Source organism: Deinococcus sp. Leaf326 (assembly GCF_001424185.1).
Classification (GTDB): domain Bacteria; phylum Deinococcota; class Deinococci; order Deinococcales; family Deinococcaceae; genus Deinococcus.
The window spans coordinates 364,188-390,595 of record NZ_LMOM01000065.1; the positions used below are offsets into that span (position 1 = coordinate 364,188).

Annotated in this window: 25 protein-coding genes; 15 read left to right on the forward strand and 10 right to left on the reverse strand. The window is 69.1% G+C overall.

The annotated features are described in order from the left end of the window. Positions 1–53 precede the first annotated feature (53 nt). The 5 genes from ASF71_RS24825 to ASF71_RS18675 form a co-directional block, all read right to left on the reverse strand. Entirely contained in the window at positions 54–209 is a 156-nt protein-coding gene (locus tag ASF71_RS24825; RefSeq protein WP_200939741.1) for a hypothetical protein, read from the reverse strand. Between the two features lie 74 nt (positions 210–283). Beyond that, positions 284–1,348 (reverse strand): M42 family metallopeptidase, encoded by a 1,065-nt coding sequence (locus tag ASF71_RS18660; RefSeq protein WP_235514604.1) that lies wholly within the window; start codon positions 1,346–1,348, stop codon positions 284–286. After that, positions 1,323–1,955 (reverse strand): aminoacyl-tRNA hydrolase, encoded by a 633-nt coding sequence (gene pth, locus ASF71_RS18665; protein ID WP_056302816.1) that lies wholly within the window; start codon positions 1,953–1,955, stop codon positions 1,323–1,325. The genes ASF71_RS18660 and pth overlap by 26 nt, the downstream gene beginning before the upstream one ends. A 5-nt stretch (positions 1,956–1,960) precedes the next feature. Beyond that, positions 1,961–2,371 carry a hypothetical protein gene (locus tag ASF71_RS18670; protein WP_056302818.1) on the reverse strand — a complete coding sequence of 137 codons (411 nt, stop codon included), beginning with the start codon at positions 2,369–2,371 and terminating at the stop codon, positions 1,961–1,963. A 67-nt stretch (positions 2,372–2,438) separates the two neighbouring features. After that, complete coding sequence (locus tag ASF71_RS18675; protein ID WP_056302819.1) at positions 2,439–2,939, reverse strand: DUF427 domain-containing protein; 501 nt, start codon at positions 2,937–2,939, stop codon at positions 2,439–2,441. Between the two features lie 117 nt (positions 2,940–3,056). On the opposite strand from ASF71_RS18675, the gene ASF71_RS18680 reads away from it, so the two are divergent. From ASF71_RS18680 to ASF71_RS25920, 8 genes are all read left to right on the forward strand, one after another. Beyond that, positions 3,057–3,497: an acyl-CoA thioesterase gene (locus tag ASF71_RS18680; protein ID WP_056302821.1), complete on the forward strand. Its 441-nt coding sequence runs from the start codon at positions 3,057–3,059 to the stop codon at positions 3,495–3,497. Next, positions 3,494–4,171: a histidine phosphatase family protein gene (locus ASF71_RS18685; RefSeq protein ID WP_235514605.1), complete on the forward strand. Its 678-nt coding sequence runs from the start codon at positions 3,494–3,496 to the stop codon at positions 4,169–4,171. The genes ASF71_RS18680 and ASF71_RS18685 overlap by 4 nt, the downstream gene beginning before the upstream one ends. 46 nt (positions 4,172–4,217) lie before the next feature. Next, complete coding sequence (locus ASF71_RS18690) at positions 4,218–5,144, forward strand: SMP-30/gluconolactonase/LRE family protein (RefSeq protein ID WP_056302823.1); 927 nt, start codon at positions 4,218–4,220, stop codon at positions 5,142–5,144. A 102-nt stretch (positions 5,145–5,246) separates the two neighbouring features. Continuing rightward, positions 5,247–6,890, forward strand: coding sequence for a diguanylate cyclase (locus ASF71_RS18695; protein WP_056302826.1), 1,644 nt, complete (start codon positions 5,247–5,249; stop codon positions 6,888–6,890). 308 nt (positions 6,891–7,198) lie between these two features. Beyond that, complete coding sequence (gene paaZ / locus ASF71_RS18700; RefSeq protein ID WP_056302828.1) at positions 7,199–9,346, forward strand: phenylacetic acid degradation bifunctional protein PaaZ; 2,148 nt, start codon at positions 7,199–7,201, stop codon at positions 9,344–9,346. Between the two features lie 83 nt (positions 9,347–9,429). Further along, positions 9,430–9,735 (forward strand): hypothetical protein, encoded by a 306-nt coding sequence (locus ASF71_RS23175; RefSeq protein WP_082506164.1) that lies wholly within the window; start codon positions 9,430–9,432, stop codon positions 9,733–9,735. 117 nt (positions 9,736–9,852) lie between these two features. Further along, on the forward strand, positions 9,853–10,509 hold the full coding sequence (locus ASF71_RS18710) for an SRPBCC family protein (RefSeq protein ID WP_056302831.1): 657 nt from the start codon (positions 9,853–9,855) through the stop codon (positions 10,507–10,509). Between the two features lie 138 nt (positions 10,510–10,647). Next, positions 10,648–10,908 carry a hypothetical protein gene (locus ASF71_RS25920; protein ID WP_162243139.1) on the forward strand — a complete coding sequence of 87 codons (261 nt, stop codon included), beginning with the start codon at positions 10,648–10,650 and terminating at the stop codon, positions 10,906–10,908. Here ASF71_RS25920 and ASF71_RS18720 read toward each other — a convergent pair. After that, complete coding sequence (locus ASF71_RS18720; protein ID WP_056302833.1) at positions 10,881–11,522, reverse strand: TetR/AcrR family transcriptional regulator; 642 nt, start codon at positions 11,520–11,522, stop codon at positions 10,881–10,883. The genes ASF71_RS25920 and ASF71_RS18720 overlap by 28 nt on opposite strands. A 147-nt stretch (positions 11,523–11,669) precedes the next feature. Between ASF71_RS18720 and ASF71_RS18725 the strand changes: the two genes are divergently transcribed. Next, entirely contained in the window at positions 11,670–12,818 is a 1,149-nt protein-coding gene (locus ASF71_RS18725; RefSeq protein ID WP_369815023.1) for an HD-GYP domain-containing protein, read from the forward strand. 64 nt (positions 12,819–12,882) lie between these two features. Here ASF71_RS18725 and ASF71_RS18730 read toward each other — a convergent pair whose 3' ends face one another. The 4 genes from ASF71_RS18730 to glmS form a co-directional block, all read right to left on the reverse strand. Further along, entirely contained in the window at positions 12,883–14,349 is a 1,467-nt protein-coding gene (locus ASF71_RS18730) for a glutamate synthase subunit beta (RefSeq protein ID WP_056302835.1), read from the reverse strand. A gap of 97 nt (positions 14,350–14,446) precedes the next feature. Next, entirely contained in the window at positions 14,447–19,243 is a 4,797-nt protein-coding gene (locus tag ASF71_RS18735) for a glutamate synthase-related protein (RefSeq protein WP_056302837.1), read from the reverse strand. 281 nt (positions 19,244–19,524) lie between these two features. Further along, positions 19,525–19,962 (reverse strand): CHRD domain-containing protein, encoded by a 438-nt coding sequence (locus ASF71_RS18740; protein WP_056302839.1) that lies wholly within the window; start codon positions 19,960–19,962, stop codon positions 19,525–19,527. A 116-nt stretch (positions 19,963–20,078) separates the two neighbouring features. After that, positions 20,079–21,899 (reverse strand): glutamine--fructose-6-phosphate transaminase (isomerizing), encoded by a 1,821-nt coding sequence (glmS, locus tag ASF71_RS18745; RefSeq protein WP_056302841.1) that lies wholly within the window; start codon positions 21,897–21,899, stop codon positions 20,079–20,081. Between the two features lie 579 nt (positions 21,900–22,478). On the opposite strand from glmS, the gene ASF71_RS18750 reads away from it, so the two are divergent. The 6 genes from ASF71_RS18750 to ASF71_RS18775 all read left to right on the forward strand — a co-directional run bounded on the left by ASF71_RS18750 (position 22,479) and on the right by ASF71_RS18775 (position 26,367). Beyond that, complete coding sequence (locus tag ASF71_RS18750) at positions 22,479–22,691, forward strand: hypothetical protein (protein ID WP_056302843.1); 213 nt, start codon at positions 22,479–22,481, stop codon at positions 22,689–22,691. Beyond that, on the forward strand, positions 22,688–23,788 hold the full coding sequence (locus ASF71_RS18755) for a S1C family serine protease (protein WP_056302845.1): 1,101 nt from the start codon (positions 22,688–22,690) through the stop codon (positions 23,786–23,788). The genes ASF71_RS18750 and ASF71_RS18755 overlap by 4 nt, the downstream gene beginning before the upstream one ends. A 108-nt stretch (positions 23,789–23,896) precedes the next feature. Beyond that, positions 23,897–24,811 carry an SPFH domain-containing protein gene (locus tag ASF71_RS18760; RefSeq protein ID WP_200939742.1) on the forward strand — a complete coding sequence of 305 codons (915 nt, stop codon included), beginning with the start codon at positions 23,897–23,899 and terminating at the stop codon, positions 24,809–24,811. Positions 24,812–24,821: 10 nt separating this feature from the next. Beyond that, a complete protein-coding gene (locus ASF71_RS18765; RefSeq protein WP_056302847.1) occupies positions 24,822–25,019 on the forward strand; it encodes a hypothetical protein in 198 nt (65 codons plus the stop codon). An 89-nt stretch (positions 25,020–25,108) separates the two neighbouring features. After that, positions 25,109–25,744: a deoxynucleoside kinase gene (locus ASF71_RS18770; protein WP_056302849.1), complete on the forward strand. Its 636-nt coding sequence runs from the start codon at positions 25,109–25,111 to the stop codon at positions 25,742–25,744. Further along, positions 25,744–26,367, forward strand: a complete 624-nt coding sequence (locus tag ASF71_RS18775) for a deoxynucleoside kinase (RefSeq protein WP_056302851.1) — start codon at positions 25,744–25,746, stop codon at positions 26,365–26,367. The genes ASF71_RS18770 and ASF71_RS18775 overlap by 1 nt, the downstream gene beginning before the upstream one ends. Positions 26,368–26,408 lie beyond the last annotated feature (41 nt).

Genomic DNA, 26,408 nt, shown 5'->3' on the forward strand with positions numbered 1-26,408 from the left:
GACGTTTCCGGGGCGCCCAGAGCGAGTCTTTAGGCTTGTGGGGCCGCCCCCAGCTAGAAGGGTCCCGGCAGATGCAGGCCGACGTAACCCGCGTCCGCCGGGGCGTGGTCCAACTCGGCCAGCGCGCGGTTCAGGCGGTCCTGGCGGCGCGCGGCGAAAAAGATCACGGTGAGGATGGGCAGGAACACGGCCAGCAGGATCAGTCCCATGAGGTGCCTCCTGCGCCCCAGCGTACAGCGGGGGGTCAGGGACAGCTCATGGGGCCGGAATCAGGCGGACAGGGTCAGGCGGACGCCTCGCCCGCGCCCAGGTACGCCACGAGCAGGTCCACACCCGCGCGCACATCGGTTTCGTGGACCGCCTCGACGATGGTGTGGATATAGCGGGTCGGCAGGCTCAGGGTCAGGGTCGGCACGCCCTCGCGGCTGCGCTGGATGGCCGCGCCGTCGGTGCCGCCCTGGCCGAGCACCTCGAGCTGTGCGGGAATGCCCTTGTCCTGCGCCAGGTCCCAGAACTCGTCCACCAGGGAGCGGGTCGAGATCATGGAGGAGTCGTAGACCTTGATGCCGATGCCCTCGCCCATGCGCGTGACCGCCTCGTCGGGGCCGACACCGGGGGTGTCCACCGCGAGGGTCACGTCCAGGCCGATCCCCACCGTGGGCTGCACGCCGTAGGCCGCCGTGATGGCGCCGCGCAGGCCGACCTCTTCCTGCACGCTGAACACCGCGTACAGGTCGTGGCGCAGGGGCTGGCCGCGCAGCGCGCGCAGCGTTTCGAGAAGCAGGAATACGCTGGCGCGGTCGTCCATCGCCTTGCCGCACACGAGCTGCCCCACCTGCCGGGCCGTCTGGTCGAGGGTGACCATGTCGCCCACGCGCACCTGGGCCTTCACCGCGTCACCGTCCAGTCCAAGGTCCACGAAGAACTCGCGCAGCTCGGGCACCTTCTTGCGCTCCTCGGGCGAGGCGATGTGCACCGGACGGCCTGCCGGGGTCAGGATGCCAGGCAACGCTCCGCCGCGCGTATGCACAGTGACGTTGCGCGCGAACAGGTTGCGCGTGTCGAAGCCGCCGAGATTCTGGAGGCGCAGGTAGCCCTTCTCGTCGACGTAGCGCACCAGAAAACCGATCTCGTCCATGTGGGCCGAGACCATCACGCGCCCACGCGGCTCCTCCCCCGTGCCGGCGCAGCGGGCGATCACGTTGCCCAGCGCGTCCACCCGCACCTCGTCGGCCAGACCTTCGAGTTCCGTGAGCACGAAGTCGCGCACCGCGTCCTCCTGTCCGGGCACGCCGGGCAGGTCGGACAGCTTCATCAGGAGGTCAAGCCTCAGATCGGTTTTCGTCATGCGGCGCAGTATGAACCGGCTCCGGGGCCGGGCGCAGGTCAGTGCTGTTGAACTGTCCCTGGGCGTCGGACAGGCCCTGTGTGGCCCACACCGTCGCCGCGTCGGCGCCCAGGCGCACGAGTTCGGCCAGGGTCGCCGCTTCTCCTTCGCGCCACTTGCTCAGCACCCAGTCGGCGGGGTCCCAGCCGGCCGGCGGGCGCGAGATACCTACCTTGACCCGCGCGAAGGCTTCGTGGCCCAGCAGCCGGATGATGTCGCGCACCCCGTTCTGGCCGCCGTGCCGCCCACCGTGCCGGATCTTGAGCAGCCCGAAGGGACTGTCGAGGTCGTCCTGCAAGACCAGCAGGTCGTCGCCCTCCAGCTTGTAGAAGGCCATCAGCGGCGCGACCGCCTTGCCGGACGTATTCATGAACGTGGTTGGCCGGACCAGCAGCACCTTCTGGCCTGGAGCCGGCCCCAGGCGCACGTCGGCCACGTCGGCGTCCTTGTCCTTGCGCCAGGCCGCGCCCCCGCGCCGGGCCAGTTCGTTCAGGACCAGCCAGCCCACGTTGTGGCGCGTCTGCGCATACTTTTCGCCCGGATTGCCCAGGCCCACGATGAGTTTCAAGGCGCTCAGGCCTCCAGCCCGCCGAGTTGCGCGCGCCACTGCGCGGTGGTTTCACGCACGCGGGCGTCGGTGCTGGCCCGTTCATACCCGGCGCGGAAGTCGGCGAACCGGGTGTCGGAGTCCGAGAACAGCAGGCCCAGCGCGTGCTGCACGTCGCTCACGTGCTGCTCGGTCAGGCGGGTGTCCTTGGCGTCGAGCACCTCGTCGAGGGTCGCCATCAGGCCCGAGAGGGGCCGCAGCCACTGGAAGGCGGGGTCGCCCGTGACGAGCGCGTACAGCGCGAAGGGACCGCCGACCGGACCGTTCAGAAACTCGTACTCGCCCTTGGCGAAGTCGAGCAGCGCCGAGTGGAAGGCGCGCAGGGACTTGGACAGGGCGTCCAGGCGGCTACGGATGGCGGCGTTAGGAGAAGTCATGGACGCAGGATAAGGCCCGGCCACCGGGGCAGAAGGTGGGGCGCAGCGTTCAGGGGGCCGGGCCGGACTACCAGCCCCACGTCCCCGGCTCACCCTTGAAGGGGCCGACCACGTCACCCGTGATCCAGCCGCCGTAGAATCCCCCCGGCTGCGGTGTCACGCGCTCGCCGTCCACCCGGCACTCGTCCATGCGGCCCGCGTACAGTGCGACGTGTCCGGCCATCTCGCGGAAGTCCAGAGTAGGCGACTCGTAGCTCCAGCCCGCCGCGTCGGCGACCTGATCGCCGCCGACCAGCGTCCAGTACGTCGCTTCTCCCTTGAACTCGCACACGCTGCCTCCCGGCGCGGGACGCAGCGCGCCCGGCACGAAAGCTTCCGGCGGCAGGTAGTAGGTCGGCGGATGGCTCGTTTCCAGCACCCGGAAGGCTGCGCGGGTCTGCGCGATGAGCTGGCCGCCCAGCCAGACCTCGATCAGTTTGGGAACGCGCTCCAGACGGGGGGGACGCGGGTAATTCCACACCGACTCCTGACCGGGGCCGGGCGGGATGGGCTGGGGACGGCGCAGCATGGAACCAAGATGCCACGCCTGACCATGACTGTACGGCCCAGGCCCACCCCCCGCGCCTCCAGACCCCGTCCCTCTACACTCAGGGCCGCGCCGCAGTGCGGCAGAAGGGGTCAGAGTATGAGCGAGACAGAGACGAAAGCGCCGCGCAGCCGCGCCCGCATGCTGGAACTGGTGTTCCCGAAGGACACGAACTATCACGGCACCGCCTTCGGGGGCTGGGTGCTGTCGCTGATGGACAAGGCCGCGAGCATCGCCGCCGTGCGGCACGCCGGGGGGAACGTGGTCACGGCGCGCATGGACGGCGTGGACTTCCACGTGCCCATCCGGGTCGGAGACGCCGTGGCCCTCGACGCCCGCGTGATCCGCGTGGGCCGCACGAGCATGACCATCCGGGTGGACGTGTACCGCGAGAACATGGCGAGCGGCGAGCAGGAACTGGCGACCACCGGCCTGTTCGTGTTCGTGGCCCTCGACGACCAGAGCCGCCCGCGCCCCGTCCCGGCCCTGGCTCCCGGCGACACCGCCAGCGCCCAGCCGGACTACGAGGCCCGCCCGTGAACACGCCGGGAAGTCCGGCGCCGGAGGCGGGCCCGGACCTCGACCTGACCCTGGTGCGCCACGGGGCGACGGCGTGGAACGAGGGCGGGCGCTGGCAGGGCCTGACCGACAACGCGCTGGGCGAGCGCGGCGTGACCGAGGCCCGGCGGCTCGGCGCGCGCCTCGCGGGGCTCGCCTTCGACCGGGCCGAGTCCAGCGACCTCGCGCGGGCGGTGCAGACGGCCGAACTGGCGCTGCCGGGCCGGCCTCTGACCCTCGACCCCCGGCTGCGCGAGATCGGGTTCGGCGAGTTCGAGGGCCTCAGTGTCCCCGAGATGGCCGCGCACCCGGCCTACGCGGCGTGGCAGCTCGACCCGTGGCAATACGCCCCGCCCGGCGGCGAGAGCCTGGGAGAGGTCGCGGCGCGGATGCAGGCCTGGGCCACAGAACTGCCCGGTGGTCACACCGTCGCCTTCTCGCACTCGGTCGCTATCCGGGGGCTTCTCTCGGCCCTGCTGGACTGGGCGCCGCAGCCGCAACCGGGCTACCCGCTGCCCTTCTCGGTGCGCCTCGGGCATACGAGCCTGAGCACGCTGCGCCGCCGGGGCGGGGTCTGGACCCTGCACCGCCTGGGCGACGCGGCGCACCTGGAACCGGCCCCTCGCGCAGACGGCGCCGAGGGGGGCACGCCGTGAAGGTCCGGCTCACCCTCCGGCCACGCCCCACCTTCAGGATGCGGGCATGAGCCTGCAAGCGACCCGCCCCGAATTCCTGGATCTGTTTCCCAAGGACGCGGCACCCCGGCAACTGGCAGGGGGCTTCACCTGGACCGAGGGCCCGGCCTACGTGCCGGCGCGCCGGGCGGTCTTTTTCAGCGACGTGCGCCAGAACCGCCTGCTGCGCTGGTCCGACGCGGGCGAACTGGCCGACGAGATGAACCCCAGCCACCACCAGAACGGGCACTGCGTGGACCTTCAGGGCCGCCTCATCGCCTGCTCGCACGGCCTGCGCGCCATCGTGCGTCAGGAGGAGGACGGCAGCTGGACCACCCTGACCGACCGCTTCGCCGGTGGACGGCTGAACAGCCCCAACGACGTGACGCTGCACCCCGACGGCAGCCTGTGGTTCAGCGACCCCACCTACGGTATCGACAAGCCCGAAGAGGGCTACGGCGGCACCAAGGAGCAGGAGGGCAACTACGTGTACCGCCTGGACCCCGACGGCACCCTGACGGCGCCCATCCGCGACCGGGTCAAGCCCAACGGCCTAGTGTTCGTGAGCGCCGAGCGGCTGCTGGTGTCCGACACGGGCGACGCCCAGACGCACGCCTACCGCCTCGCGCCCGCGCCGCAGGACACGCCGGGTCTGACCTGGTCCGGTCAGGATGGGCAGCCGCAGGCCGCCACGCACGAGCGGGTGTGGTTCAAGGTAGACCCCGGCAAGACCGACGGCATCCGTGTGGACGAGGAGGGACGGCTGTGGAGCAGCGCGGGCGACGGCGTGCACGTCCTGACCCCAGATGGCGAGGAGATCGGCCGCGTGGTGCTGGCGGGGACTGTCTCGAATCTCTGTTTCGGGGGACCGCAGGGCACCACCCTCTACATGACCACCGGAAGCGGCTTCTGGAGCGTAGAAACCCGGACGCGCGCCCTACAGCTGACCGTCTGAAGACGGTCGCCCGCGTAGAAATGACCCATGTTCCAGCCGAGCTGACGACTGCGTGAAGAGAGGAGCAAGGCGCCCGCATGACCAGCCAGTCACATTTGAGAAATGACGGCGCATACGGGCAGCAGCGGGCAGGGTGAGGGTGACCGGCTCGGCCTGCTCGAGGTGGCCTGGCAGCGGCGCGACGTGGCTCCGGCCGAGGCGGCCCAGGCCGCGCGCGCGGCGCTGAAGTCCCCCGAGGCCGCGCGCGCCGGCGTGATCCTCGCCTACCTCGACTGGCGTGCAGGGCGCTACGGCCGCAGCGCGGGACGGCTGGTGCGGGCCCTGACCGCGCTGGACCGCACGGACGCGCCGCCAGATATCTGGCTGGGCCGCACCCTGAACACGCTGGCGAACCTGCGCAGCCTCCTGAACCAGCCCGGCGAGGCCGCCGCCCTGTTCGGCCGCCAGCTGCAGCTGGCCCGCGACCTGAACAGCACCGAACTGGAGGCCATCGGCCTGCACGACCTGGGGGTAGCGCAATTCCGGGTGGGGGACCTGACGCGCGCGGAGACGCACCTGCGGCGGGCGCTGCCCCTGCTGGAACGGTTGCCGGACCCGGTGGGCGTGGCCATCGCGCGGCTGAACCTGGGGGTTCTGGCCCTGCGTGCCGGCGAGCCGCAGGCAGCCACCGAGCACTTCCGGCAGGCGCTGGAGGTGCAGGACGCCCCCGATACGGCGCTGCTCCGGCTGCCCTGGCTCGAGAGCCGGTTGCGGCGCTCGCTGCTCGAAGCGGCCGAGGCGACTGGCAACGCCGGCCTGATCGCCGAGCAGGAGGCGGCGCTGTGGCGGCTGGCGGCCACCCCCGCGCACCTGGAGTCCGGCCACCTGGAAATCGCCCTGGACATCGCCCTGGCCCTCGGCTGCCGCGCCGGTCCGCAGGCCACCCTGGAGCAGGTGAGGCCCGTGCTCGACCTCGCGCGCCGGCTGGGGCAGGAGGAACACGCCGGGCTGGCGCTGGCGCACGAGCGCCTGAGCGAAGCCTGCGCGGCCCTGGGCGACCACGCGGGCGCGCTGGACCACCTGCGGGCCGCCCTGGCGCTTGAACGGGGTGCCCACGCCGCCGAGCGCGAACAGCAGTACCGGGCGCTGGAGGTGCTGCACCAGACCCGTATCCTGGGCGACATCGCCGAGCAGGAAAAACAGAAGAACAGCCGCCTGCTCTCGGACCTGCGCGACCTCCAGACGCTCAACGAGCACATGCGGCGCCTCAGTCTCACTGACGGCCTGACGGGCCTGTACAACCGCTATCACCTGTTTCTGGAGGGCGAGCGCCTCTCGGCCACAGCCGCCGCGCCGCTGGCCGTGGCGATCATCGATATCGATCACTTCAAGGGCATCAACGACCGCCACGGCCACCTGCCCGGGGATGAGATGCTGCGGACCCTGGCCCGCCTGATCCGCGACTTCGCGCAGCCCGGCGACCTCGCGGCGCGTTACGGCGGAGAGGAATTCGTGCTGCTGCGCCCCGGCGTGACGGCCCCCGCCTTCGCAGCCAGCCTCCAGCACCTGCGCCGCACCGTCGCCGAGTTCGGCTGGGAGAAGGTGGCCCCAGGCCTCGCGGTCACCGTGAGCATCGGGGTGGCTGACGCCTGCGGCCCCCACTTCGAGGCGGGTCTGGGCGCCGCCGACCAGTGCCTGTACCGGGTCAAGAACGAGGGCCGAAACGCCGTGCGCTATTGCCACAGCCCCGACTGTACGCCCGGTTGATCCGCACGCCGCACTTTAGTTGCTGCGGGAAGCTACGCCTCGGGCAGCGGGCGACGGGCCCGTCGCACGGCTCTCTATCCCAGTTTGACCCGTTCGGAGTGGACTTGTAGACGCCCTTTCTATGGTCCTCCTGGGGTCCCGCTCTCCCAGACTCACGTCCAGAGAGGCGGCCATCGGCGGCTCTCTCTGGAGGCCGGCGGTATAATCCCGAGACAGGTTTGTTCAGACGGTTTCTCGTGGGGACGCACAGGTGGCCCCACCCCTGGCCCCGACCCCCTCTGCGGCGGTGGGCCGACAAGGAGTGTGCGATGACGGTTTCTTCTTCTGCCCCGGCTTTCCCGGCGCCCAGCCTGCTGCGGCCCGAATCCTATCTGTGCGGGGAGTGGCAGGCCGCTCCCGAAGGTGAGCTGCTGCGCGACGCCGTGTATGGCCGCCCGGTCGCCGTGCTGCCCGGCGGCGACGTGAACTTCGCGGCGGCGCTGGCCTACGGGCGCGACCAGGGCGCGGCGCTGCGGCGCCTGACCTTCCACGACCGCGCGCGGCGGCTGCGGGCCCTGGGCACCTACCTCATGGAGCGCAAGGAAACGTACTACGCCCTGAACCTGCTCACCGGCGCGACCCGCCGCGACGGCTGGGTGGACATCGAAGGCGGGATCGGCACCCTGTTCTCGTACGCCAGCATGGCCCGGCGCGAACTGCCCGACGAGCGCTTCTGGCCTGACGGCAAGGTCGAGATGCTCGGCCGGGGCGGCACCTTCGTCGGCCGGCACCTGCTCGTGCCGCGGGAGGGCGTGGCCGTCCAGATCAACGCGTTCAACTTTCCGGTGTGGGGGATGCTCGAAAAGCTGGCGCCTGCCTTCATTGCCGGGATGCCCACGCTGGTCAAGCCTGCGCCGCAGACGGCCTACCTCACCGAGCGGGTCGTGCGCGACATCGTGACGTCGGGGCTGCTGCCCGAGGGCTCGCTCCAGCTTGTGGTGGGCGAGCCGGGCGACCTGCTGGACCACCTGGAGGAACAGGACCTCGTGGCTTTCACCGGTTCGGCGGCGACGGCGGCCAAACTGCGGGTACACCCCAACGTCGTGGCGCGTTCGGTGCCGTTCGGGGTCGAGGCCGACAGTCTCAATGCCTCGGTGCTGGGCCTGACGGTGCGGCCGGAGGACCCCGAATTCGCGCTGTACGTCCGCGAACTCGCGCGTGAGATGACCGGCAAGGCAGGCCAGAAGTGCACCGCCATCCGCCGGGCCATCGTGCCGCGCGGGCTCGTCGAGGCGGTCACGGACGCGCTGAGGACCGAGCTGAACCGGGTCACATTGGGGGACCCGGCGCTGAGCGACGTGCGCATGGGCGCGCTGGTGAGCGTGGCGCAGCGCGACCGGGTGCGCGAGTCGCTCGAGCGGCTGCGACAGGACGCCGTGGTGGTCATCGGCGGCGAGGGCCAGGAACGTGAGCTGCGCGGCGGCGACCGCGACCAGGGCGCCTTCTTCGACCCGGTGGTCCTGCGCTGCGACGACCCGCTGCGGGCCAGCGGCCCCCATGAGCTCGAGGTGTTCGGCCCGGTGGCGACCCTGCTGCCCTACGACACGCTTGACGACGCCGTGCGCCTGGCCAAACGTGGGCGCGGCTCGCTGGTGGGCAGCGCCGTGACCCATGACCGCGCAGAGGCGACCGACCTCGTGCTGGGGCTGGCCAGCACGCACGGCCGCCTGCTGGTCCTGAACCGCGACGACGCGGGCGAAAGTACCGGCCACGGGTCGCCCCTGCCGCAGCTGCTGCACGGTGGGCCTGGCCGCGCGGGCGGCAGCGCCGAACTCGGGGGCCTGTCGGGCGTCAAGCACCACATGAACCGCGTGGCGGTGCAGGCCGATCCCACGACCCTCTCGGCCATCACGCGCGAACACGTGCCGGGGGCCGAGGTGTACGAGGACGCCGTGCACCCCTTCCGCAAGACCTTCGATGAGATCCGGGTGGGCGACAGCCTGCTGACCCACCGCCGCACCGTCACCGAGGCCGACATCGTGAATTTCGCGGGCCTGACCGGCGACCATTTCTATGCCCACGTGGACGAAATCGGCGCGAAGGAGGGCATCTTCGGGCGACGGGTCGCGCACGGCTACTTCCTGATCTCGGCCGCCGCCGGGCAGTTCGTGTCCCCCGCGCCGGGGCCAGTGCTGGCGAACTACGGCCTGGAGAATCTGCGCTTCACCGAGCCGGTTGGTATCGGCGACACCATCCGCACGCGCCTGACCTGCAAGCGCCGCATCCGCAAGGACCTGCGCCCCGGCGAGACCCGCCCGACCGGCGTGGTCGAGTGGCACGCCGAGATCACCAACCAGGACGGCCAGCTTGTCGCCACCTACGACGTGCTGACCCTGGTCGAGCGCGCGCGCGACTCCTTCGACCCGCCGGTCCCCACCGATGAAGCCGGCAGTGGGGCGCAGACCGCGCAAGCCTAAGCCCGACTTGGGGCAGTGCACATCCCCCGGCCCCTTCTCTGGCGGCACAGTCGGGGAAGATTGCCAACAGGAGGTCACTTGACATGGGCGAAGGCAAACCGATGAGTACACCGACCACCCCCGCGACCTCGGCCGGCAGCGCCGCCGAGACGCAGGGCGCCAACACCAACCTCAGCCCCGACCTTCAGGGTGGCGCCGCGTCGGGAAGCGACCGCGCAGCGACCGGCGAGATCACCGAGCAGCACGCCGCGGGCAGCCTGCCGGACGCCCTGGCCGCCCAGAGCGACGCCGCCCGGCAGACCGACAACAGTGGCCTGCTGCGTCCCCAGGGCGACGACGAGGGCAGCGACGTCATCGGCCAGAGTGGCGAGGCGCGCAACGAGGAATAGGCCCACACCGCGCCCGGTCCGTCCCGGTCGGCGGCCGGGGCGTTAATGTGCTTTGGTCAAGGATTCACCCGCGTTCTCACGGGGCGTTCCTAGACTGCCGTTACGGAGGTTGGACACATGACGAAAGAAGAGTCGAAGGGAATGGATCAGCAGCGCCTGATCGGCGGGGCCGCCGGCGGCGCGCTCGTGCTGATGGGGCTGCGTAAACGGGGCGTGCTGGGCCTGGGAATCGCGGCGGTCGGGGGCTACCTCGCCTACCGCGCGGCGACCGGCAACGATCCGGTGATGAAGGCGGCCGGCCTGGGCAGCGGTCCAGCGTCGAGCAAGCCGATTTTCGTCGAGCACAGCGTGGTCATCGAGCGCCCGCCCCAGCAGGTCTACGACTTCTGGCGCAAGCTCGATAACCTGCCGCAGATCATGAGCCACCTCGAAGAAGTCACGCAGCTCGACGCCAAGCGTAGCCGCTGGGTCGCCAAGGCGCCGCTGGGCACCCACGTCGAGTGGGAAGCCGAGATCGTCAACGACAAGCCCGGCGAGCGCATCGGCTGGCACTCGCTGCCCGGCGCCACGGTGGACAACGCCGGTAGCGTGCAGTTCGAGGGCATGCCCGGCGGCAACAGCACCCGCGTGCACGTGGCCCTGAGCTACCGCCCGCCTGCCGGCCCGCTGGGCGCCGCCGTCGCCAAGCTGTTCGGCGAGGAACCCAGCCAGCAGATCGCCGAGGACCTCCAGAAGTTCAAGCAGAGCTTCGAGGGCACTGCGCCTAAGGCCTGAGCGTCACGAGAACGGGGCGGCTCCTCCATTTGGGGGCCGCCCCGTTCCTGTTCAGCCGGTGACGTCGGAGGCCGGCGCGGCCGGAGGCTCTTCGGCGCCCTCCTCGACCACGGTCAGCGAGCGCAGGGTGGCGCCCTGATGCCAGCCGTAGACCGGCTCCCGCAGCCCCAGCACTTCGGCCACGGCGCGGGCCTGCGCCTGGGAGGGTTCCTCGCTCAGACCGAACAGCAGGAACCGGCGGCCTCCCGGCGCGATCCGGATATACAGGTCCTCGCCGAGTTCGAGCTGCTGGGTGCGGCCCAGGCGCGCGGCGCGCTCCTGCCCCAGCCGCAGCGCCTCGCGGATGCGGACGGTGACGGTCGGCGGAAGGGCTATGGCCGCCCCCCCGCAGTCGTGTGAGCCGCGCCCGGCGACGCGCGCAGGCCCGCGAGCAACATGTCGGCGAAGCTCTCGGCGACCTGCCGGGGCGTGAGTTCGCCGCCGGGCCGGTACCACGTGTAGGTCCAGTTCACAGCCGAGAGAATAAGGTTGGCAGTCATCTTGACGTCGAGGTCGGCCCGCAGCGTGCCCTCCCGGATGCCCTGCGTGACGAGATCGCGGTAGAAGACGTCAATGGTGTCGCGCCAGTCGGTGACGTGGCGGTAGGCGCCGGGCGAGAGGTGTTTCCACTCGTGGAAGAACACGGTCGCGCTCTCCATGTTGTCGGCCACCACGCGGATGTGGCGGTGCATCGCCTCGCGCAGTTTCTGGTCGGCGGGCAGGTCGGCGTCGCGCAGCAAAAACAGCGCTGTGTCGAACTGTTTCGAGGCCCGGCTCACGATCTCAATCAGAAGCTCTTCCTTGCCGCTGATGTGCGCGTAGAGGCTGCCCCCCTGCATCCCGAGCTGTCCGGCGAGGTCACGCATACTCGTCGCGTGGTAGCCGCGCTCGGAGAACAGGCGGCTCGCCACGTCGTGAATCTGCTCGCGCCGGGGCTTGGGGGCAGTGTCCTTGGGGGAGGGGGAATCGGTCATAGGCAGGGGGGCCTCGTGCGCCCGCCGGGGCGCCGCAACGCAGCCTAGCACGCGCCCACGCGCCTCAAAGTTCCGGCGCCCTCCCCGAACACCCCCCTCCTCTTTGTGACCCCGTTGTGAGGAATCTCTCGTTAGACTGGCCGCGCTATGGACGTCTCCGCCCCGAACGCCACCCTGCCCGAAGACGTCTTCTTTACCGCACCGCCGCAGTCCGACGTGCCGATGGACCTGACACTCCAACTGACCCGGCTGGGGCTCAACGCCCCCGACCTGGGCAGCGCCATGGCGCCGGTGCTCGACGCCCTGGTCGCCCATACGGCGGCGGTCGGCGCGGGGTACTTCCAGTGGCGCGAGGCCACCCTGGCCTACCACGCCCGCAGCGCGAGTGGCGAGATGCCGGACGGTCCGCAGATGGCCGCGCTGCTGGCCCACGGCCTGCCGGGCAACCTGCCGCTGCTGCGCGCCCTGGAACGGGCCGACGGCGTGCTGTATTTCGGGGAGACCCAGGGCTGCGAGGTGGCGGCCGGCTTTCCCGACCTGGGCGTGCGGGCGCTGCTGGCCGCCCCGGTCATCAGCCAGAGCGGGCAGCTCGTGGGGGCCCTACTGGCCCACGTCTTCGTGCCGCACACCTGGACCCCGGCCGAACGCAACGTGGTGGGCAGCGTGACCGGGCTGCTGGCGTTGCTCGCCGCACGCCTTGACGCCGAGGAACGTGAGCGCGCCGCCCATGAGAGCGCCCTGCGCACCATCGGGCTGTGCCTGGAGGCCCGCGACGCCGAGACCCAGGGCCACACCGACCGCGTCACCGACCTCGCGGTGCGCCTGGGAGAGCACCTGGGCCTGGACGGCACCGAACTGCGGACCCTGCGCTGGGGGGCCTACCTGCACGACATCGGCAAGATCGGCATTCCCGACGCCATCCTGCACCACCCCGGTGGCCTGAGTCCCGAGATGCGCGAGCGGATGCAGGCGCACGTCACCGACGGCGTGCGGCTGGCGACCCAGCTCAGTTTTCTGCCGCAGGCCACCCTCGACGTGATCGGCGCGCACCACGAGTGGTGGGACGGCCGGGGCTACCCCGCCGGCCTGCGGGGCGAGGAGATCGCCCTGCCGGCGCGCATCTTCTCGGTGTGCGACGTGTTCGACGCCCTGACGAACGTCCGGCCCTACAAGGCGGCCTGGAGCCTGGGCGCCACCCTGGAGTACATCCAGGACCTGGGGGGGCAACAGTTCGACCCCCAGGTCGTGGCCGCGCTGCTCACCGTGCTGGGCGACGAACTGCCGGCTGTGATGTAGTCGCTAGAGGGAGGGAGCGGCGGGACGCCACATCTACGCCCCGCCGCTCCCTTTGCCGCGCTCCTCAGCGGGGCAGGACGCTCGTGCCCATCAGGAACTCGTCCACGGCGCGCGCCGCCTGCCGGCCCTCGCGGATGGCCCACACCACGAGGCTCTGGCCCCGGCGCATGTCGCCCGCCGCGAATACCCCCGGCACATCGGTCGCGTAGCCGCCGCGCTCGTCGGTGCCGGCCTGAGCGTTGCCGCGCGCGTCCTTGCTCACGCCAAAAGCGTCTAGGACGCTGCCCAGCGGGCTGACGAAGCCCATCGCCAGCAGCACGAGGTCGGCGGGGTGCGTCTCCTCACTGCCCGCGACCTCCTGCAACTTGCCCTCGACAAGCTCCATACGCACGGTCTTGACGCCGGTCAGCTTGCCGCCCTTGCCGATGAACTCCTTGGTGGCGATGGCGAACTCGCGCACGGCCCCTTCCTCATGGCTCGTGCTCGTGCGCAGCTTCATGGGCCAGTAGGGCCACACGAGCGGCTTGTTCTCCTTCTCGGGCGGCTGCGGCATGACCTCGTACTGGGTGACGCTAGCCGCCCCGTGGCGGTTGCTCGTGCCCACGCAGTCGCTGCCGGTGTCTCCCCCGCCGATCACGATGACGTTCTTGCCGTCGGCACGCAGCTGCTTTTTGAGTTTGTCGCCCGCATTCACGCGGTTCTGCCCCGGCAGGAACTCCATGGCGAAATGCACGCCGTCGAGTTCGCGGCCCGGCACCGGCAGGTCACGCGGCTGCTCGGCCCCGCCCGAGAGCACCACCGCGTCAAACTCGGCGCGCAGGTCCTCCGGCGACACCGTCTTCCGGGCGAGGTTGGTGACCCGGCTACCCTCGGGCATCGCGCCGACCAGCACCCCGGTGCGGAAGGTCACACCCTCGGCCTCCATCTGGGCGACGCGGCGGTCGATGTGGGTCTTTTCCATCTTGAAGTCGGGGATGCCGTAGCGCAGCAGGCCGCCCACGCGGTCGTTCTTCTCGAAGACCGTCACGTCGTGCCCGGCCCGCGCGAGTTGCTGCGCGGTCGCCAGCCCGGCCGGGCCACTGCCCACGACCGCGACCCGCTTGCCGGTCTTGTGCTCGGGCGGCTGCGGGCGCACCCAGCCCTCCTGCCACGCGCGCTCGATGATGGCGAGTTCGATGGACTTGATGCCCACCGGGTCGTCGTTGATGTTCAGGGTGCAGGCCGCCTCGCAGGGCGCGGGGCAGATGCGGCCGGTGAACTCGGGGAAATTGTTGGTCGAGTGCAGGGTCTCGGCAGCGGCGAGCCAGTCGTTCTCGAACACGAGGTTGTTGAAGTCGGGAATGATGTTGTTGACCGGACAGCCGTTGTTGCAAAACGGAATGCCGCAGTCCATGCAGCGCGTCGCCTGCTTCTGGGCCGCCACCGTGTCGAGCGGCAGCATGAATTCCTGGTAGTGCTTGAGGCGCGCGTCCACAGGCGCGTACTTGTCCTTGATGCGCGGTTGGTCGAGGAAGCCGGTGATTTTGCTCATGCAGACTCCGGGAAGAAAAATTCAGGTGGCGGAGGGGCGGGCTGCTCGTGCCGCCCCCAGCCGGCATTGACTTGGTCAGGGACTCTCTGGTCAGGGATTACTTGGTCAGGACGCCCGTACCGCCGGGCTGCGGGCCGACCTTCATGCTGGTCGTGTCGGCAGCTTCCACGGTTCCGGCCTGCGCCCGTTCCTTCAGGGCGCGCTGGTACTCGTGCGGGAAGACCTTGACGAACTTCTTCAGCGAGCCGTCCCAGTCGTCGAGGATGTCGCGGGCACGCAGCGAACCCGTCCAGCGGTGGTGCGACTCGACGAGGTAACGCAGGTGTGCCTCGTCGCTCTGGCCCGCGTGCAGGCCGCCGGGCGCGGCGCTCAGGAGCTGTTCGTCCTCGGGCAGTACGCGGCTCAGGCCGACCATGCTGTGGTTGCAGCGCTGGGCGAAGGTGCCGTCCTCGTCGAGCACGTAGGCCACGCCGCCCGACATGCCGGCGGCGAAGTTGCGCCCGGTCTGGCCGAGCACAACCACCGTGCCGCCCGTCATGTACTCGCAGCCGTGGTCGCCCGTGCCCTCCACGACCGCCCGCGCGCCGCTCAGGCGCACGCCGAAGCGCTCGCCGGCCACGCCGCGGAAAAAGGCCTCGCCACTGGTCGCGCCGTACAACACCGTGTTGCCCACGATGATGTTCTTGCTGGCGTCGCCCCGGAACTCTATGGAGGGCCGCACCGCGATGCGCCCGCCCGACAGGCCCTTGCCGGTGTAGTCGTTGGCGTCACCAATCAGGTACAGCGTGATGCCGGGAGCCAGGAACGCGCCGAAGCTCTGGCCGCCGGTGCCTTCCATCTGGATGAAGACCGTCTGGTCGGGCAGGCCCTCCGGGCGGGCGCGCACGAGTTCGCCCGAGAGCATCGCGCCGACCGTGCGGTTGACGTTGCGCACGTCCTGGAGGAAGTGCACCTTCTCGCCCGACTCGATGGCGGGGCGGCACTTCTCGATGAGCTTGAGGTCGAGTGCCCGGTCCAGGCCGTGGTCCTGGGTCTGGAGGTGACGGCGGCCGACCGTTTCGGGCAGTTCGGGGCGGTAGAACACGCGCGCGAAGTCCAGGCCCTGCGCCTTCCAGTGGTCCACGCCCGCGCGGGTGTCGAGCAGGTCGCTGCGGCCGATCAGGTCGTCGAAGCGTCGAATACCGAGCTGAGCCATGATCTTGCGCGCTTCCTCGGCCACGAAGAAGAAGAAATTGATGACGTGTTCGGGCTTGCCCTGGAAGCGGGCGCGCAGCACCGGGTCCTGCGTCGCCACACCTACGGGGCAGGTATTCAGGTGGCACTTGCGCATCATGATGCAGCCCTGCACGACCAGAGGCGCGGTGGCAAAGCCGAACTCGTCGGCGCCCAGCAGCGCGGCGATGATCACGTCGCGCCCGGTCTTGAGCTGGCCGTCGGTCTGCACGCGCACACGGTCGCGCAGGCGGTTGAGCACCAGGGTCTGCTGCGTCTCGGCCAGCCCCAGTTCCCAGGGCGAGCCGGCGTGCTTGATGGAGCTCCAGGGCGAGGCCCCGGTGCCGCCGTCGTGCCCGGCGATCACGATATGGTCGGCCTTCGCCTTGGCGACCCCGGCGGCGATGGTGCCCACGCCGACCTCGCTCACGAGCTTGACCGAGATGTCGGCGCGTGAGTTGACGTTCTTGAGGTCGTGGATGAGCTGCGCGAGGTCCTCAATCGAGTAGATGTCGTGGTGCGGGGGCGGCGAGATCAGGCCCACGCCCGGCACGCTGTGGCGCAGGAAGCCGATGTACTCGCTGACCTTGCCGCCGGGCAGTTGCCCACCCTCGCCGGGCTTGGCGCCCTGGGCCATCTTGATCTGGATCTGGTCGGCCGAGACGAGGTAGTTGGTCGTGACCCCGAAGCGGCCCGAGGCCACCTGCTTGATCTTGGACCGCAGCGAGTCGCCGGGTTCCAGCGGGTAGTCCACCGACACGCGGCCCTCGCCGAGCATGGAGGCCAGGGTGTGGCCCTCGCCTAGCGACTCGCCGCGCATCTCGCGCTCGTAGCGGGCCGGGTCCTCGCCGCCCTCGCCGGTATTGCTCTTGCCGCCGATGCGGTTCATGGCGACGGCCAGGGTGGTGTGCGCCTCGGTCGAGATGCTGCCCAGGCTCATCGCGCCGGTCGCGAAACGCTTGACGATCTCGGCGGCGCTCTCGACCTCCTCGAGCGGTACGGGGGTCAGGCCCTCGGTCTTGAAGTCAAACAGGCCACGCAGCGTCATGTGTCGCCGCGACTGGTCATTGATGATCCGGGCGTACTCCTCGTAGGTGCTGTACGACCCGCTGCGGGTGGAGTGCTGGAGCTTGGCGATGGCGTCGGGCGTCCACATGTGCTCCTCGCCGCGCGTGCGCCAGGCGTACTCGCCGCCCGCGTCGAGGCTATGGGCCAGCACCGGGCTGTCGCCGAAGGCCGCGCGGTGGGTGCGCAGGGCTTCTTCGGCGACCTCAAACAGGCCGATGCCGCCCACCTTGCTCGCCGTGCCCCGGAAGTACTTCTGCACGAAGTCTTCCTTGAGGCCCACGGCCTCGAACAGCTGCGCGCCGCAATAGGACATGTAGGTGCTCACGCCCATCTTCGACATGATCTTGCTCAGGCCCTTGCCGATGGCCTTGATGTAGTTGTAGGTGGCCTTCTCGGCGCTGATGTCCTCCAGCCCCGGCAGGCCGGGCACGTGGCCGCCCCGGTGCAGGTCGTGCAGGGTTTCGAGCGCGAGGTACGGGTGGATCGCCTCGGCGCCGTAGCCCGCCAGTGCGGCGAAGTGGTGCACCTCGCGGGCGTCGCCGGTCTCGACGACCAGCCCGACCTTCATGCGCAGGCCCGCCTTGACGAGGTGGTGGTGCACGCTGCTCAGGGCCAGCAGGGCCGGAATCGCCACGCGGTCGCGGTCCAGACGGCGGTCACTGAGGATGATGATGTTGTGACCCGACTCGATGGCGTCCACGGCCCAGGCGTTGATGGTCGCCAGCTTGGCCTCAATGCCGCGGGCCTCCCAGTCGGCCGGGTAGGTGATGTCGAGGTCGTAGGCCTTGAACTTGCCGCGCGTGCGTTCCTCGATGGCGCGCAACCGGGCGATATCGTCGAAGTCCAGGATGGGCTGGTCCACCTGGATGCGCAGCTGCGGACTGACCGAGTTGATGTCCAGCAGGTTGGGGCGCGGCCCCACGAAGGACACCAGGCTCATGACCACCGACTCGCGGATGGGGTCGATGGGCGGGTTGGTGACCTGCGCGAACAGCTGGCGGAAGTAGTTGTACAGCGGCTTGTTGCGCGCCGAGAGCACGGCCAGGGGCGAGTCGTTGCCCATCGAGCCGATGCCTTCCTCGCCGGACTTCGCCATCGGGCCGAGCAGGAACTTCAGGTCCTCCTGGGTATACCCGAAGGCCTGCTGACGGTCGAGCAGCGACTCGCGGAACTCGCCGACCGTACCGGTCTCCTCGGCGGTGGACAGCTCTACGCGGGTGTTCTCGACCCACTGGCGATAGGGCTTGGCGGCAGCGAACTGGAGCTTGAGCTCCTCGTCCTCGATGATGCGCCCCTGTTCGAGGTCGATCATGAACATCTTGCCGGGTTGCAGGCGCCACTTGCGCACGATCTGCGACTCGGGGATGGGCAGCACGCCCGACTCAGACGCCAGGATGACCAGGCCGTCGCGGGTCTGCACGTAGCGCGCCGGGCGCAGGCCGTTGCGGTCGAGCATCGCGCCGAGCTGCCGGCCGTCGGTGAAGACCATCGCGGCCGGGCCGTCCCAGGGCTCCATCATTGAGGCGTGGTACTCGTAGAATGCCCGGCGGCGGTCGTCAATCAGGGTGTTCTGCTCCCAGGCCTCGGGAATCATCATCATGGCGGCCTGGGCCATCGGGTAGCCGGCCAGCGTCAGGAGCTCCAGCGCGTTGTCGAAGGTCGCGGTGTCGGACTCGCCCTCAAAGGAGATCGGGTAGAGCTTGTTGAGGTCGCCGCCCAGCACCGGGCTCTGCATGATGCCCTCGCGGGCGCGCATCCAGTTGAAGTTGCCCTTGACGGTGTTGATCTCGCCGTTGTGCGCCACCATACGGTAGGGGTGCGCCAGGCGCCACTCGGGGAAAGTGTTGGTGGAAAAACGCTGGTGGACCAGGGCCAGCGCCGAGACGACCTCGGGGCGCTGGAGGTCGAGGTAGTACTCGCCGACCTGCGTGGCGAGCAGCAGGCCCTTGTAGATCACCGTGCGGCACGACATCGAGGGCACGTAGTATTCCTGGCCGTGCGTGAAGTTCAGCGCCAGGATGGCGTTGCTCGCGCGCCGCCGGATGACGTACAGCTTGCGCTCCAGCGCGTCGGGCACCAGCGTGTCGGGACCGGCGCCGATGAAGATCTGGCGGATGACGGGTTCTTTTTCGCGCACCGCCGGACTCATGGGCATCTCGGGGCTGACCGGCACGTCGCGCCAGCCCAGCACGATCTGGCCCTCGGCCACTACCGCGCGCTCGAGTTCCTGCTCGCAGGCGCGGCGTGAGGCGATTTCCTTGGGCAGGAAGATCATCCCGACGCCGTAGTCGCCTAGCGGGGGCAGGGTCACGCCCTGGGCCGCCATCTCGGCGCGGTAGAACTCGTCGGGAATCTGGATGAGGATGCCCGCACCGTCTCCCATCAGGGCGTCGGCCCCGACCGCGCCCCGGTGGTCGAGGTTTTCCAGGATCTTGAGGCCCTGCTGCACGATGGCGTGATTCTTCTGGCCGCCGATGTGCGCCACGAACCCCACCCCACAGGCGTCGTGTTCCTGGGCCGCGTACAGGCCGCGTTCGGCCGCCTGGCGAATTTCCTGCGTGCTGGTGGAGGACACGGCCTCCACCGGAGTCACCCGGTTGTCGAATTGGTCCATAGCTGTGCATCCCTCCCGTGACTCGCTCGCCGGGGCGCGTCTCCTTCACCGGCTGCTACACTCCAGGGTACAGACAGATGCAACTTCATGCAGGGGCGTTGTTTATAACGCGCTCGCTGACGCGTCGTTTTTGGTGAGAGAACAGACAATGTGCAGTCTGATTTCCTGACGAACAGCAGGTCTGGCAAGGCCACCTGCAGAGGGCGCCTGGGACCCAGGCCGCGTATAAAAACAACACTGCCCCACTCCTGTACGGAGGGGGCAGGTCGGGAAACTCCGGCTTACTTCAGCGCGACTGCGGTGCAGGTCACACCCGCGTCGGCCGGGGTGCCCGAGGCGTTGGCGGCCGTATGGATGTTGAAGTAGGTGGCGCTCATCACGTCGCTCATCGCCACGCTGCCCGAGAGCTTGAGCATCCCCATGCTGTCGGTCATGCCCACGATCATGCTGCTCATGATAGGCGCGCCGCCGCTGTCGCAGGGGGCCACGCCCGCCGTGCCCTGGTTGTGGTAGTGGGCCACGTAGTAGGTGCCCGGCTTGAGGCCGCTCACGCTGGCGGTGGTCATGACCATGCTCATGTCCTTTTTCACGCTCACCGTACCGCTGCTCATCAGCGCGGCGCCGGCCGGCTGCTTCGAGAGGGAGTAGTTCATGGGGGCGGCCATCATGGTGCAGGCACTCAGGGGCAGCGCCAGCGCGGCAAGCAAGATTTTCTTCATACCTCTCTATATGCACCCAGTCATGACTTTGGATCATTCACGGTTTCTTCATCTCGGCGGCAGTCAGAAGGGACGCCGTAATGACTCCCGGCGTCCCTCCCCAGCGGACTTGCGGGCTATTCGACCGTCACGGCCTTGGCGAGGTTGCGCGGCTTGTCTACGTCCTTGCCCAGCTTCTCGGCGATGAAGATGGCCAGAAGTTGCAGCGCGACCGCGTTGACCACCGGGCTGACCATTTCGTGGGCGCGGGGCACGTAGATCACGTCGTCGCCGTAGCGGGCGTTCTCGGTGTCGCCCTCCGACAGCACCAGGATGACCTTGCCCCGGCGCGCCCGGACTTCCTGCACGTTGGAGATCGTCTTTTCGAGCAGCTTGCTCTCGGTGGCGACCACCACGACCGGCATGTGCTCGTCGATGAGGGCAATGGGGCCGTGCTTCATCTCGCCGGCTGCGTACGCTTCGGCGTGGATGTAGCTGATTTCCTTGAGCTTCAGGGCGCCCTCGTAGGCGGTCGGGCTGTTCACGCCGCGCCCCAGGAACAGGAAGTCACGGGCATCGGCGTACTTGCCGGCAATCGCCTTGATGTTCTCGACGCGCTCCGGGGTCAGCGACTCCTCGACGAGGCGGGGCAGTTCGCGGGCGGCGTGCAGCAACTCGCGGCTCTGGTCCTCGGTCAGCGTGCCGCGCGCGCGGCCCAGCCACAGCGCGAGCATGAGCATGGCACTCACCATCGAGGTGTAGGCCTTGGTGCTCGCCACGCCGATCTCGGGGCCGGCGTGGATATACAGCGTGTCGTCGACCTCGCGGGTCATCGAGCTGCCCTTGGCGTTGATGATGCCCAGGGTCTTGGCGCCGTACTTCTTGGCCTCGCGCAGGGCCTCGAGGGTGTCGATGGTCTCGCCGCTCTGGCTCATGACAATGGCGAGGGTGTTCTCGCTCACCAGCGGGTCGCGGTAGCGGTACTCGGAGGCCACGTCGATATCGACCGGGATGCGCGCCAGCTGCTCGATGAGGTACTCGCCCACCATCCCGGCGTAGTACGCGGTGCCGCACGCGATGATGCTGATGCGCTTGAAGCTCGCCGGGTCGAGGTTGATGTCGAGGTTCACCTCGCCGGTATCGTCGTGCAGCCGCCCAATGAGGGTGTTCGTCAGGGCGTTGGGCTGCTCGTAGATCTCCTTCATCATGTAGGAGTCGTAGCCACCCTTCTCGGCCGCCTCGGCGTCCCAGTCGATGTGCTCGATATCGCGCTTGAGCTCGTTGCCCGCAAGGTCGGTGACGCGGAAGCCGTCGTCATGCAGCACGACCATGTCGCCGTCGTGCAGGAAGACCATGTTGCGCGTGTAGGCCAGCAGCGCCGGCACGTCCGAGGCCAGGAACATCTCGCCCTCGCCTACCCCCATGACCATCGGGGACACTGTGCGGGCCGCGACGATCTCGCGGTGATCCACGTGCGTCACCACGATGCCGTAGGCGCCGCGCACCTGTCCCAGCGCCGCACGCACGGCCTCGTACAGGTCGCCCGAGTACGCTTCTTCGATCAGGTGAGCCAGCACTTCACTGTCGGTTTCCGACTTGAAGGTGTGGCCGCGCGCCATCAGGCCTTCTTTGAGCGGCAGGTAGTTCTCGATGATGCCGTTGTGGATGATGACGATCTTGCCGTCTTCGGTCGCGTGGGGGTGGGCGTTGGTGTCGTTGGGCAGGCCGTGGGTCGCCCAGCGCGTGTGGCCGATCCCCAACGTGCCGGGCAGCGGCGAGCCGGCCAGTTCACCCTGGAGGTTGGCGAGCTTGCCGGCCTTCTTGCGCACGGCGATGCAGGCGCCGTCACCCACGGCGACTCCGGCGCTGTCGTAGCCCCGGTATTCCAGCTTGGAGAGGCCCGAAATAAGGACGTCCTGCGCCTGCCTGGTTCCGATGTATCCGACGATTCCGCACATAGCGACTCCTGCCCACTATCCGTAAGGATCAGCGGGAGTGCCCAAATGAATTGGTGTGGTGTCTCGCGCGGCCTTATCCCTGCGTCGCCGCAGAAGGCTTATCGCCGCGCTTCACTTGCCCCTCGGCAAGTCGGGTAGGCCCTGACCCCTGGCCTGGAGGCATCCGCAGAAACTCGCTGACCTCCACCTCGTCTCCCACCCGTGCGGTCCTCACCGCCCAGGTGGGCCTTGCGCTGCCCTGTCGTGTGAACCCGGCACTGTGGGTTCGCGGGGCAGCATAGCACCGGCCATGAGGGCCATGTGTAACACCCTCATGGCCGGCGCTGCGGGGATCTGCACGCTTACCGCCGGACCTGCCGCAGTTCCAGGAGAGCTCCCGGCAGGTCCGTTCAGGCCCCCTCATGAAGAAAGCCGCTGAAAAGGGCGGCTGGGCGCGTCCTGCGCCCCGGCCCGTCCCCCTTTCGGTGGAAGGCGCAGCCGGGCCGCCCTTGCTAGGATGGAACCGAGTGCGCGCCCGCACCTAGGGCCGCCTGCGACAGCTTCGTCGCCCCATACTTTCTTTTCGAGGTTACCCCCACCATGCCTACCTACCTGTACAAGAACATCGAAACCGGCGAAATCTACGAACTCGTGCAGAGCATGCGAGACGAGGCCTACACGGCCCACCCCGAAACCGGCGTGCCGGTCAAGCGCGTGCTCGCGCGCCCCGGCATCTCCTTCAAGGGCAGCGGCTTCTATGTCAACGACTCGCGCAAGGGCGGCGAAGGCGGCAAGAGCGGCGGCAGCGAGTGAAGCCCGCCGGGGTGCTGGGCGCGGCTCTGCTGGTCGTCGCGGCCGGCACCGGGGCGTACCTGACCGGGCGCGTCTCGGCCCAGAAGGCGCTGGTCACGGGTGACGAGATCAACACCGTCGAGGTCACGCAGGCGGCCCTGCCCGCCGTGGTGCGGGTAGACAACCGCCTGAACAAGAGCGCCCTGCAACCCGGTGACGACCCCCTGGAGACCGGCAGCGGGTTTTTCTACAAGAAAGACCTCATCGTGACCAACTTCCACGTCATCCAGGACTACGAGTCGCTGAGCGTGATCCTCTACAACGGCCGGCGCGTCCCCGCGAAGGTCGAGGCGGTGGACCCCGGCATCGACATCGCCATCCTGCGCGTGAGCGGCGTCACAGCGCCCAAGACGCTGGCCTTCGGGTCGAGCGCCCGGCTCATTCCGGGCCAGAAGCTCATCGCCATCGGGGCGCCGCTGCGCATCCAGAACTTCGTGAGCAGCGGCATCTTCAGCGTGGCGGCCAGCGCGCGCGACATTCCGCGCAACGACAGCCTGGGGCAGGAAATCGGGCAGTATTTCGTGACCACCGCGAGCATCCAGCAGGGCAACAGCGGCGGGCCGGTCCTCGACTCGCGCGGGGCGGTCGTGGCTATCTCGGATGCCAACGCCGCGCCCAACAACTTCGTGCCGGGCGTGATCGGGGTGGCCATTCCGGGCGACCTCGTCAAGCAGAGCGTCGAGGACCTGGAAAAGGTCGGCACGCCGCAGCGCGGCACTCTGGGCGTGACCCTGCAGGACCTCGACAGCCTCGACCCGGCCCTGCGCAGCCTCGCGGGCCTGAGCAGCAGCGAGGGCGCCCTGGTGTGGGACGTGCCTGCCGGCAGTGCGGGAGCGCGCGCGGGCCTGCGAGGCTCGCTGCGCAATAGCAAAGACCAGCTCCTGGCGCCGCTGGGCGACATCGTGGTGGCGGTGGACGGCGCGCGGGTCCAGAGCTCCTACGACGTGACCCGCCTCGTCGCCGCCAAGCGGCCTGGCCAGACCGTCACCCTGCGGCTGTGGCGCAACAAGAAGAGCGTGGACGTGAAGGTCACGCTGCTCAAACGTACGCTGCGCTGAAGGCCCCCTCCCCGCAGCTCTTCACCGGGCCTGGACGCTGAACGCTCCAGGCCCCTTCTCTTGCCTCTTTCCTATCAAAGTGATATCACTTTGATAGGAGGGATAGACATGAGTGAACTCGACAAGACCCCGCCGACCGTGGGCCCGCAGGGGGGCATCTCGACCCGCAGCGACGTGGCGAGCCGGGAGCGCGCCGCCTTCGGGTTGCCGGGCCTGCCCCTGTTCCTGGGCTGGCTCGCGCTCGCCGCGCTGAACGTCTGGCTGTTCGTGGCCGGGCAGCTCGCTCTGGGCGGCGTCCTGCTGATCGTCAATCTGCTGCTCTCTATGGGCTTTTTCATCGTGCAGCCCAACCAGGCCATCCTGATCACCCTGTTCGGGCGCTATGTGGGCACCGAGCGGCGCAACGGCCTGTACTGGACCAATCCGCTGACGATCCGCAAGCGCGTGAGCCTGCGCATCCGCAACTTCAACTCCGAGCGCCTGAAGGTCAACGACCAGATGGGCAACCCCATCGAGATCGCCGCCGTGATCGTGTGGCGGGTCGTGGACACGGCGCGGGCAATTTTCGATGTCGAGGACTACACGCAGTTCGTGGCGATCCAGTCCGAGACGGCGCTGCGCCACCTCGCCTCGCAGTACCCCTACGACGACTATACGGAAGGCACCATGAGCCTGCGCGGCAACGCCGACGAGGTCAGCGAGACGCTGGGCCGCGAGCTGGCCGTGCGCCTGCAGCACGCCGGGGTCGAGGTTCTGGAAGCGCGGCTCTCGCACCTGGCCTACGCACCCGAGATCGCCGGGGCGATGCTCCAGCGCCAGCAGGCCAGCGCGATCATCGCTGCCCGGCAACAGATCGTTCAGGGCGCGGTCGGCATGGTCGAGATGGCCCTGCGCGAACTCGAAGGCCAGCAGATCGTGCAACTCGACGAGGAACGCAAGGCGCAGATGGTGAGCAACCTGCTCGTCGTGCTGACCAGCGAACGGGGCACCCAGCCCATCGTGAACGCCGGCAGCCTGTACTGAGAGGATCGGCATGGCACCGCGCAAGAATTTTCCCCTCCGCGTTTCTCCCGATCTGTACGCCGCCCTCGAACGCTGGGCCGCCGACGACCTGCGCAGCGTGAACGCCCAGATCGAATACCTGCTCACCCAGGCGGTGCGGCAGGCCGGGCGGCAGAAGACCCCGGCCACCCCGCCAGGGAACGCGCCTTCCGGTTCCGAGACCCCCTGACCTGGGGACGGGGCCCAGCCGGAGCCTCGAACTGTCAAGCCCCGCCTCTCTCCTTCACCGGAGGGGGCGGGGCGCTATGCTCGCGCGGCATGTATATCGTGGTCGAAGGCCCCATCGGGGTGGGCAAAACCAGTCTGGCGGCGCGACTGGCCTCGCGCTGCGGCGCCGAGCTGAACCTGGAGGTCGTCGAGGAAAATCCCTTCCTTGCGCGCTTCTACGAGCAGCCCGAAGCCTTCTCGTTTCAGGTGCAGGTCTTTTTCCTGCTCTCGCGGTTCAAGCAGCTCTCGGCGCTGGCACAGCCGGGGCTGTTCAGCGGGCACGTGGTCAGCGACTACCTGTTCGACAAGGACTTCATCTTCGCGGCCATGAACCTGAAGGACGCCGAGTTCGCGCTGTACGAGGACCTGTACGCCCACCTCTCGCCCCGGCTGCCCACCCCCGACCTCGTGGTGTACCTGCGGGCCGAGACGCCCGAGCTGCTGCGGCGCATCGCCAAGCGTGCCCGGCCCTTCGAGAAGGACATGCCCGCCGCCTACCTTGCCGAGCTGACCGCCCGCTACGACGAGTATTTCCGCACCTATGCGCCGCCGCTGCTGACCATTGACGCGGCTCAGTACGACTTTGTCGAGCGCCCGGAGGACGAGGCGGCCCTTCTCGCGCACATCGAGGGCGCGCTGGGGCGGCCGCTGTGTGCCCCGGCCCCCGTACTCACTGGGGAGGGCTGATGTACCTCGCCCTGTCGGGCAACATCGGCAGCGGCAAGAGCACCCTCACGCGGATGCTCTCGGAGCGCTACGGCCTGCTGCCGGTCTACGAACCCTACGCCGAGAACCCCTACCTGGAGGACTTCTACGGCGACATGCGTCGGTATTCCTTCCACTCGCAGGTGTACTTCCTGTCGCGGCGGCTCGAACAACACCTGACTTTGGTCAGCGAGACCCGCGAGGTCGTGCAGGACCGCACGGTGTTTGAGGACGCCAACATCTTCGCACGCCACCTACACGCGACCGGCCAGATGGAGGCACGGGACTGGGAGACCTACCTGGGTCTGTACCGGGGCATCCTGCCCGCGCTGCGCACGCCCGACCTGCTTATTCACATCGACGCCTCGCTCCCCACCCTGCGCCGCCGCATCGCGCTGCGGGGCCGCGACTACGAGCAGGACATGCCGGGCGAATACCTGCTGGGCCTGAACCGGCTGTACGAGGAGTGGGTGGGGGACTTCCGGGCCTGCCCGGTGCTGCGCATCGACGGCGACCAGCTGGACTTCGTGCAGGACGCCGACGCCTTCGAGTGGGTTTGCGGACAGGTGGCAGGCTACGGCTTCGGGCTGCCGCTGCTGCGCTGAGGGCGGTAGTCATGGACATTGCGGCAAACCCCTGCAGCGTT

Bases quoted from the DNA above. Each gene is read 5' to 3' on its own strand.
- ASF71_RS24825 (WP_200939741.1), bottom strand. From the start codon at position 209: ATGGGACTGATCCTGCTGGCCGTGTTCCTGCCCATCCTCACCGTGATC.
- ASF71_RS18660 (WP_235514604.1), bottom strand. From the start codon at position 1,348: ATGACGAAAACCGATCTGAGGCTTGACCTCCTGATGAAGCTGTCCGAC.
- ASF71_RS18670 (WP_056302818.1), bottom strand. From the start codon at position 2,371: ATGACTTCTCCTAACGCCGCCATCCGTAGCCGCCTGGACGCCCTGTCC.
- ASF71_RS18675 (WP_056302819.1), bottom strand. From the start codon at position 2,939: ATGCTGCGCCGTCCCCAGCCCATCCCGCCCGGCCCCGGTCAGGAGTCG.
- ASF71_RS18680 (WP_056302821.1), top strand. From the start codon at position 3,057: ATGAGCGAGACAGAGACGAAAGCGCCGCGCAGCCGCGCCCGCATGCTG.
- ASF71_RS18690 (WP_056302823.1), top strand. From the start codon at position 4,218: ATGAGCCTGCAAGCGACCCGCCCCGAATTCCTGGATCTGTTTCCCAAG.
- ASF71_RS18695 (WP_056302826.1), top strand. From the start codon at position 5,247: ATGACGGCGCATACGGGCAGCAGCGGGCAGGGTGAGGGTGACCGGCTC.
- paaZ (WP_056302828.1), top strand. From the start codon at position 7,199: ATGACGGTTTCTTCTTCTGCCCCGGCTTTCCCGGCGCCCAGCCTGCTG.
- ASF71_RS23175 (WP_082506164.1), top strand. From the start codon at position 9,430: ATGGGCGAAGGCAAACCGATGAGTACACCGACCACCCCCGCGACCTCG.
- ASF71_RS18710 (WP_056302831.1), top strand. From the start codon at position 9,853: ATGACGAAAGAAGAGTCGAAGGGAATGGATCAGCAGCGCCTGATCGGC.
- ASF71_RS25920 (WP_162243139.1), top strand. From the start codon at position 10,648: ATGCCAGCCGTAGACCGGCTCCCGCAGCCCCAGCACTTCGGCCACGGC.
- ASF71_RS18720 (WP_056302833.1), bottom strand. From the start codon at position 11,522: ATGACCGATTCCCCCTCCCCCAAGGACACTGCCCCCAAGCCCCGGCGC.
- ASF71_RS18725 (WP_369815023.1), top strand. From the start codon at position 11,670: ATGGACGTCTCCGCCCCGAACGCCACCCTGCCCGAAGACGTCTTCTTT.
- ASF71_RS18730 (WP_056302835.1), bottom strand. From the start codon at position 14,349: ATGAGCAAAATCACCGGCTTCCTCGACCAACCGCGCATCAAGGACAAG.
- ASF71_RS18735 (WP_056302837.1), bottom strand. From the start codon at position 19,243: ATGGACCAATTCGACAACCGGGTGACTCCGGTGGAGGCCGTGTCCTCC.
- ASF71_RS18740 (WP_056302839.1), bottom strand. From the start codon at position 19,962: ATGAAGAAAATCTTGCTTGCCGCGCTGGCGCTGCCCCTGAGTGCCTGC.
- glmS (WP_056302841.1), bottom strand. From the start codon at position 21,899: ATGTGCGGAATCGTCGGATACATCGGAACCAGGCAGGCGCAGGACGTC.
- ASF71_RS18750 (WP_056302843.1), top strand. From the start codon at position 22,479: ATGCCTACCTACCTGTACAAGAACATCGAAACCGGCGAAATCTACGAA.
- ASF71_RS18760 (WP_200939742.1), top strand. From the start codon at position 23,897: ATGAGTGAACTCGACAAGACCCCGCCGACCGTGGGCCCGCAGGGGGGC.
- ASF71_RS18765 (WP_056302847.1), top strand. From the start codon at position 24,822: ATGGCACCGCGCAAGAATTTTCCCCTCCGCGTTTCTCCCGATCTGTAC.
- ASF71_RS18770 (WP_056302849.1), top strand. From the start codon at position 25,109: ATGTATATCGTGGTCGAAGGCCCCATCGGGGTGGGCAAAACCAGTCTG.
- ASF71_RS18775 (WP_056302851.1), top strand. From the start codon at position 25,744: ATGTACCTCGCCCTGTCGGGCAACATCGGCAGCGGCAAGAGCACCCTC.